The sequence below is a fragment of the Hymenobacter sp. AT01-02 genome (genome assembly GCF_000961955.2).
Taxonomy (GTDB): domain Bacteria; phylum Bacteroidota; class Bacteroidia; order Cytophagales; family Hymenobacteraceae; genus Hymenobacter; species Hymenobacter mucosus.
Map to the genome: position 1 here is coordinate 1 of NZ_JZIR02000225.1, position 2215 is coordinate 2215.

General features: G+C 57.1%; 3 protein-coding genes. 2 read left to right on the forward strand and 1 reads right to left on the reverse strand.

The genetic code is table 11. The features are described 5' to 3' along the window. Positions 1–163: 163 nt before the first annotated feature. The gene (locus VI25_RS22640) at positions 164–382 is read left to right on the forward strand and encodes a hypothetical protein (RefSeq protein ID WP_152981794.1); all 219 of its coding nucleotides are present in this window, start codon (positions 164–166) and stop codon (positions 380–382) included. A 372-nt stretch (positions 383–754) separates the two neighbouring features. On the opposite strand, the gene VI25_RS22645 is transcribed toward VI25_RS22640, so the two are convergent. Continuing rightward, positions 755–1114, reverse strand: coding sequence for a winged helix-turn-helix transcriptional regulator (locus tag VI25_RS22645; RefSeq protein ID WP_045690619.1), 360 nt, complete (start codon positions 1112–1114; stop codon positions 755–757). 185 nt (positions 1115–1299) lie between these two features. Between VI25_RS22645 and VI25_RS22650 the strand changes: the two genes are divergently transcribed. After that, positions 1300–1944 carry an FMN-dependent NADH-azoreductase gene (locus tag VI25_RS22650; protein ID WP_072144902.1) on the forward strand — a complete coding sequence of 215 codons (645 nt, stop codon included), beginning with the start codon at positions 1300–1302 and terminating at the stop codon, positions 1942–1944. Positions 1945–2215: the final 271 nt, after the last annotated feature.

Sequence of the window (2215 nt, forward strand, 5' to 3'; positions counted from 1 at the left end):
AGCCACGCGAGATCCTGCTTTCTTGGACCGTTTGGGTCAAGCCATGGTGAGAAAACACCCCCTCATATACGTCTAACAAAGGCTGGCGCACGAGTAGGTAGGCCCGTTAGTGGGCCCGGAGCGCGTCGGCTAAGTGTGAAAAATGCTAAGCAACGACTACCCAGTGGCCGCAGGCCTTGCCATGCCCTTCATAGAGGGCACCCGGCAGGATCGGCACATTGGGGCACGGTCCCGGCACGTCGAGTTCGACGCCGTGAGCGTAATTGCACAAGACCGGATGATTGGCATACAAGCGCAGCTGGTGGTAGGGACTTTTATCCTCTGCAATGGCCCTGCTCGCTCGAAGGAGCACTTCTTTACCACAATACACGAAGCAACTTAACTAAATTCCACCCTGCCTTTGACCGTGGTCAGGCCACCGTGGTCAAACCACGAACAACCAGCCTGATTCAGCGCCAAGCACAATAACTGGGATAGAACACGCATAAGCAGCGAGACAAAGAAAGGCGGATCATACGCGTCACTTACCCATAAGGGCAGTTAAAACTACCTCATAAGCAGTCGGCAGAGGACTTTGCTCCGTTGCATGTGGTAAACGCTCTACACTACGGTTAACCTGAATGCGGCCCCGCCGCGGTTGGCGTCATGCTCTTCCAAGAGTAAGTAGCCAATACTTCGTATGGCCCCAAGTAGTAGACCTGATAGGCGAAAATGAAGCTTTTACGGCTCCTACTTAGCAAGGATTCCAAGCCGCCTACGAGCTAGCCGAGGCGGTGCTTTCTAGAAGCTGCTGGTGCTGGGAGCCCCAGTCGCGCAGCAAAAAGATGATGGGGTCCAGGGTTTGGGCGTAGGGCAGCACGACGTAGCTCACCGCCACGGGCGGGCCCGGCTGCACGAGGCGCTGGATAAGCCGGTGGTCTTCGAGGTCCTTTAGCTCCTTAGCCAGCACCTTACCCGAAATGCCGGGCACACTGCGCTCAATTTCACCGAAGCGGCTGCTGCCGGTGCGCAGGGCCATCAGGATCGGGAGCTTCCATTTGCCATTGAGGACTGTCAGGGCTTGGCGTAAAGCCGGCATGGCGCTCAGGCAGTGAGTATGCGAATGGGTTTCCATGAGAGGAGGATTTGACTGCTACCGTAAAGATACGCAGAAAACGAAGTCACTTACCAAAAGGTAACTACTTTCTTTTTATTTATTAAAAACATTTTATCACCTACTTACCTTATGTAAGTAAATGTACCTACATTTGTTTCGTCTTCACTTTACAAGCAGTATTCATTCTCTTATCCCTCTCTCTCATGCAGATTCTGCAAATTCTCTCTAGCCCCCGGGGGGCCGCATCTTACAGCAACCAACTGGCGAATGGCCTGGTTGAAAAACTGGTAGCTGCCAATCCGGGCAGCCAGGTGACGGTCCGCGACCTAACCAACCAGCCCTTCCCCCATTTGGAAGAAGTGCACCTGCAGTCCTTCTTCACGCCGGCCGAAGGCCGCTCACCCGAGCAGCAGGCCGCCGTGCGCCATTCCGACGAAGCCATTGCCGAGCTGATGGCCGCTGATATCGTTGTCGTGGGGGCTCCCCTCTACAATTTTGGCATTGCCTCCACGCTCAAGGCGTGGATTGATCACATTGCCCGCGCAGGTATCACCTTCCGCTACACGGCGGCTGGCCCCGAAGGCCTGGTGAAAGGTAAGAAGGTATACGTAGCCATGTCCAGCGGCGGGGTTTACTCCGCAGGCCCCATGGCCGCGTACGACTTTGTCGTTCCTTACCTGAAGTCCGTATTCGCTTTCGTGGGCATGACCGACGTGACGGTGGTGCGCGTGGAGGGTACTAGCATCCCCGAGCTGCAAGCAGCCGCCCTGCCCAAAGCCCTACGCCCAGCCACTTACCCCTGTAAAAAAGTAGACCAGGAGGACGCGAAGGGCATCTGGCGAGCCTAGGCCAGCACAGCCGGCGCCTGCTTGGCTGCCCCGGTTGCCGTGCCCCCGCATCCAGGAGGTATTTGCTTCGGGCACGCAGGGGGCGTAGCCAGCGGGCCGCCCCCTGCGTGGCCCGTTACGGGCGGCCAACGCCCTTTGCTGGTGGGTAGCGCTGCTCAGCCAGCTAGTCGACGAATTGACGGGCATACCCAAGTTTCTCAATGGCGTGCGGTGGGTTGCAATGCAGCTTCCCAACGCCGAGCAAGCTTCTTCGCTGCGCAGCGAAGAAGCT